General features: G+C 71.9%; 5 protein-coding genes and 1 pseudogene. 5 read left to right on the forward strand and 1 reads right to left on the reverse strand.

Features of this window, described 5'->3' with window-relative positions:
* A partial coding sequence (locus tag ACIQOV_RS27005) for a hypothetical protein (RefSeq protein ID WP_401052758.1) occupies window positions 1-192 on the reverse strand: 192 nt, incomplete at its 3' end.
* 519 nt (window positions 193-711) lie between these two features.
* Here ACIQOV_RS27005 and ACIQOV_RS27010 point away from each other — a divergent pair.
* The 5 genes and pseudogenes from ACIQOV_RS27010 to ACIQOV_RS27030 all read left to right on the forward strand — a co-directional run.
* A complete protein-coding gene (locus ACIQOV_RS27010) occupies window positions 712-1,743 on the forward strand; it encodes a TauD/TfdA family dioxygenase (protein ID WP_401052761.1) in 1,032 nt (343 codons plus the stop codon).
* Window positions 1,740-3,551: an amino acid adenylation domain-containing protein gene (locus ACIQOV_RS27015; protein ID WP_401052764.1), complete on the forward strand. Its 1,812-nt coding sequence runs from the start codon at window positions 1,740-1,742 to the stop codon at window positions 3,549-3,551. Before ACIQOV_RS27010 ends, ACIQOV_RS27015 begins: the two co-directional genes overlap by 4 nt.
* Complete coding sequence (locus tag ACIQOV_RS27020; RefSeq protein ID WP_359900347.1) at window positions 3,548-4,318, forward strand: alpha/beta fold hydrolase; 771 nt, start codon at window positions 3,548-3,550, stop codon at window positions 4,316-4,318. Before ACIQOV_RS27015 ends, ACIQOV_RS27020 begins: the two co-directional genes overlap by 4 nt.
* Entirely contained in the window at window positions 4,315-4,815 is a 501-nt protein-coding gene (locus tag ACIQOV_RS27025; RefSeq protein WP_401052767.1) for a cobalamin B12-binding domain-containing protein, read from the forward strand. The genes ACIQOV_RS27020 and ACIQOV_RS27025 overlap by 4 nt, the downstream gene beginning before the upstream one ends.
* Window positions 4,812-5,065 (forward strand): annotated as a pseudogene (locus ACIQOV_RS27030) (methylaspartate mutase); the annotation flags it as partial. The gene ACIQOV_RS27025 and the pseudogene ACIQOV_RS27030, both read left to right, overlap by 4 nt.

Here is a 5,065-nt window from a genome sequence, read left to right on the forward strand (position 1 = left end):
CCTCGGCCGGGCCTGAGCGCGCCCGCCCGGGGATCCGGCCGGCCGGCGCCTGGTGCCGGTGTTGCCGGTGTTGCCGTATGGGCGACGGCCGCCCCCAGCACCGGAATCACCTGAAACGGTGGTGGATTCGTCACCGTCGGTGACGTGAATGCCGTATGAAAGCTGCGAACTTGCCTCCACGACTTCTTCCATGACGGCGCGTTGATGTGATCTGATTGGCCGCGCACGGTCAAGGCGGAGGCGATGGGTATCAGTACACCCGCCTCGGCGAACTCGGGGGAACGACGCCGGGGACGCGAATTCCGCGTACCCGAAGGTGAGCACTCGGGAGGGGGGGATGGATCGGTGTGCGGGAGTGCCGGACGGCATCCCGCCGTTCTCCGGTCGGAGACGCGGTACCGGTGGCCCGCAGGTGCGGCCGATGGTGTGACGGCCCGGCGATAGCGGCTCGTCGACGCGTGAACAGGCGTCGGAAAGCCGGGCTCTTGTGCTGCCCATTCGCCGCCGGCAGCGGAAGTCGCCGCCCTGCCGAACCCTTCAGTGGCCGGCCCCGGATTCGGGCCGCACGCATGTCCCGGCGACCCGGCACGACGACCCCGCGGGGTCGATGACCGTGTTCTCGGTTCAGAGGTTCTGATCGCGATCCAACTGCCCTGGGGCGACCGCGGCACCATGCCGTCGCGCTCCGTCATGAGGAAGGTGCATCGAGTCATGTCTTCTGCAAGAACTGCGCCACAAGAGCTGGACTGGACCCTTGAGAAGGGCAAGCCGGCCACCCTCGTCGTCCCTCGATTCGAAGGTACCGACGAGGCCTGCGCGTGGCTGAACGCGCTCCTGCCCGACATCCGTACCGCGCTTCAAAGGTACGGCGCGCTGTACCTGCGCGGGCTTCCGGTCGCCTCCGTCGAGGACTTCGCACTCGTGCGGGACGTCCTCGTCCCGCAGCGGACGCCCTACCGGGAGAAGGCGACGCCGCGCAGCAGCTTCGGCAACGACGTCTACTCGTCCACCGATCTGCCGCCGGCCCAGTCGATCCGGATGCACAACGAGAACAGCTACACCCTCACGTTCCCCGGGCTGCTGATGTTCGCCTGCCTGATCGCCCCGGAGGAGGGCGGGGCGACGCCGGTCGCGGACTGCCGGGAGGTGCTGCGGAAACTGCCCGCCCCGCTCGTCGAGCGGATCCGCGCCAACGGCTGGACCCTGCACCGGAGTTACTCCGAGCACATCTCCGTGAGCTGGGAGAAGGCATTCGCGACCGAGCGCCGGGAGGACGTCGAGCAGTACTGCTCGGAGAACCTGATCTCCTGCCACTGGGACGACGAGGGGAATCTGAGGACCGCGCAACGGCGGCCCGGAATCATCCGGCACCCGGCGACCGACGAGGAGGTCTGGTTCAATCACATGGCCTTCTGGAATTCCTGGTCATTGGACGAGGAGCTCCGCGAGACGCTCGTGGACGAATTCGGCGCGGACGGCCTGCCGTTCGAAACCGGAGTGGCCGACGGGAAGCCCCTGACCCGGGACGAGCTCGACATCATCAATACCGCCTACGCCGAGGCGACGGTGCGTCAGACCTGGCAGCCCGGTGACGTCATGCTCGTCGACAACGTGCTCACGGCCCATGGCCGCGACCCGTTCCGGGGCGACCGCAAGATCGTCGTCGCCATGGGCAACCCGGTCGACCTCGACGAGTGCCGGCCCACCGTGCCGGCCGCGGCGGGCAACGGCGGTGCCGCGTGAGCATCACCGAGGAGCCCCTGGCCCCGGCGGCCCCGACCGTGACGGTCGACCCGATCGTCCGGTTCCGGCGGGCCGTCGCGTCCACCCCGGACCGGCTGGCCGTGCGCGGGACCGACCGCACCCTGACCTTCGCCGAACTCGACCACGACGTACGCCGGTTGGCCGCACAGCTGGCCGAGCGCGGCCTCGGACGCGGCGCCCGGGTGGGCGTCAGCATGCACCGCGGCGCGGACCTCGTCGTCGCCCTGCTCGCCGTGTGGCACGTCGGCGCCGCCTACGTGCCGCTGGACCCCGCCTACCCGCAGGACCGCCTCGCCCACATGGTGGCCGGCGCCGACCTGCGGACCGTCCTGGCGGAGCCCGGCAACGGGCCGACGTGGCCCACCGGCGTCGACGTCATCACCCTCGCCGACGCCCTCGCCGCGCCGACCGCGACTCCGGACGCGCCGGCGGCCGAGACCTCCCCGGCGGACCCGGCGTACGTGATCTACACCTCCGGCTCGACCGGAACGCCGAAGGGCGTGGAGGCCACCCGGGGCGGCGTGGCCGCGCTCGCCGCCGACCTCGAAGAGGCGGGCTTCTACGCCGACCGGCCGCGCACGGTGGCCTGGAACGCGAGCATCTCCTTCGACGCCTCCGTCCAGCAGTGGGCCCGGATCTGCCGGGGCGACAGCATCGTGGTGATCGGCGAGAACGAGCGCACCGACCCGGCCGTGCTGCGCGCCCTGCTGGACGAGCACGCCGTCGACGACCTGGACCTGACGCCCTCGCACTGGGAGGTGCTGCGCGAGGCCCTCCTCGCCCCCACCGCCGACGGCCGCGTCCTGCGGCTGTTCATGGGCGGCGAGCCGGTACCGGCGGAGGTCTGGCGCGAGCTGGGCGAAGCCCGCGACGCCGGGACGGTCGAGGCGATCAACCTGTACGGCCCCACCGAGTGCACCGTGGACGCCACCGCGGCCTGGATCACCGGCGCGGGCCCGCACATCGGCCGCGCGCTGCCCGGGTTCACCGCCCACGTGCTCGACGAAGGGCTGCGCCCCGCGGCCGCCGGCGAGCCGGGCGAGCTCTACCTGGCCGGGCCCTCCGTGACCATCGGCTACGTCGGCCGGCCCGCGCTGACCGCTCAGCGCTTCGTCGCCGACCCGGCCGGTACCGGCCGCCGGATGTACCGCACGGGCGACCGGGTGCGGCTGCGCCCCGACGGCACCATCGACTACCTGGGCCGGGTCGACCGGCAGATCAAGATCCGCGGCTACCGGGTGGAACTCGGCGAGATCGAGGCGGCGCTCGCCGCGCACCCGGAGGTCAGGACCGCCGCCGTCGTCCTGCACGCCACCGAGACCGCCGGCGACCAACTGGTCGGCTACGTCGTCCCGGAGGGCGGGAGCGTCCCGCGCGCCCGGGAACTCCAGGAGCACCTCGGCGGCGTGCTGCCGTCGTTCATGGTCCCCTCGGCGTTCGTCACGCTCGACACCATGCCGCTGAGCGTGAACGGCAAAGTGGACCACCGGGCCCTGCCCGCCGTGGACGAGGCCCTGTGGGCCGACGAACAGGAGCCGGGGGACGAGCCGCAGGGCGAGTTCGAGACCCTGATCGCCGGCGTGTGGGCCGAGGTGCTCGGCCGCCAGCGGATCAGCCCCACCGACAACTTCTTCTCGCTGGGCGGCCATTCGCTCATCGCGCTGCGCGTCATCGGCCGGCTGAAGAAGCAGTTCGGCATCACCGTGTCCACGAAGGAGGTCTACCAGCACCCCGAACTGCGGTCGCTGGCGGAGTTCGTGGCGTCCCGTCGGACGGAGGGCAAGTGAACACCGCACAGGACACCACCGTCATCAGCATCCGGCGCCCCAAGGACGCCGCCCTGACGCTGATCTGCCTGGGCTTCTGCGGGGGCGGCACGGCCTCCTACCACCTGTGGGGCGACGCCGTGCCGGACGACATCGCCCTGTCGGCGATCTGCTACCCGGGCCGGGAGGGCAGGTTCCTGGAGGACTTCGCCACCGACTGGGAGGAGCTGGCCCAGGACGCCACCGCGGCGGTGCTGTCCGCCGTCGACGGCCCCTACGTGCTCTTCGGGCACAGCATGGGCGGCTGGATGGCGTTCGACGTCGCCGCGCGGATCGAGAGCGGCGGCGGGCCGCTGCCGCGGAACCTGGTCGTCTCCTCGGCCAACGCGCCGGCCCGCGGGCTCACGCCCCGGGACATGTTCCCGTCCCAGCAGGACGACGACGACGGTCTGCTGCTCTGGATGAAGACCCACGGCCTGATGCCGGCACACGTCCTGGAGGACCCCGAACTCCAGGAGATGAGCGTCGAACTGATGCGCGCCGACATCCGGGTGCGGGACACCTTCCGCTACACCGAGGGCGCCACCGTCAGCATGCCGGTGCAGATGCTGTCGGGCGCCGACGACGACGTCATCGAGGCGAACGCGGGCGAGCAGTGGCGCACGCTGGCGCTGGGCGAGTACCGCCACGACGTCCTCCCCGGCGGCCACTTCTACACCCCGGAGGTCTGGCGGACCCTGCCCTCCAGGATCGCCGCCCTCGATCCCCGCGAGAGGAGCCGACGATGAGAACGGACGCCACGCTGGACGTGATCGTCAGCGGCACCGAGTCGGACTCGCACACCTGGAACCTGGTCTTCCTCCAGCTCCAGCTGGAGGACTGGGGGCACCGGGTGCAGAACCTCGGCCCGTGCCTGCCGGGCGGGGAACTGGCGGCGGAGTGCCGGCGCGGCGCCCCCGACCTCATCGTGCTCAGCAGCGTCAACGGCCACGGCGAGAGCGACGGACTGTCCGCCGTCGCGGCGCTGCGCGCCGACCCGGAGCTCGCCGACACACCGATCGTCATCGGCGGGAAGCTCGGCACCGGCAAGCAGCTGCGGGCCGGTGCGGGCGGGGCCGCCGGCGGCGAGATGACGCGCCGCCTGCTGTCCGCGGGCTTCTCCGCGGTCTTCCACGAGTCGTCCGGACTACCGGAGTTCGAGAGGTACGTCGCCGCCCTCAGCGCCGAGAAGGCGAGGCGGGCCGGCCGCGTCCTGGAGGAGCTCCGCGCCGCCCCGACCCCATGAACGACGGGCCGGTCAACGCGTTCGCGGACTTCGTCGGACGGTCGCACGAACAGGGCAACCTGGTGGTGCAGCCCCGCATGGGCTTCGGCGACCCGCGGGCCATGCGGGACGGGCTGATCGCCGTCAAGGGGGCCAACGCCACCACGGTCGGCACGATCACCCTGGACAGCTACACCCGGCTCGGCAAGCTCGCCGACGCCCGGCGGGCCGTCGACGAGGGCGGCGACCTCAACGGCTACCCGATCAGGAC

The organism is Kitasatospora sp. NPDC091257 (assembly GCF_044757675.1).
In the GTDB taxonomy this organism is placed as follows: domain Bacteria; phylum Actinomycetota; class Actinomycetes; order Streptomycetales; family Streptomycetaceae; genus Kitasatospora; species Kitasatospora lactacystinica.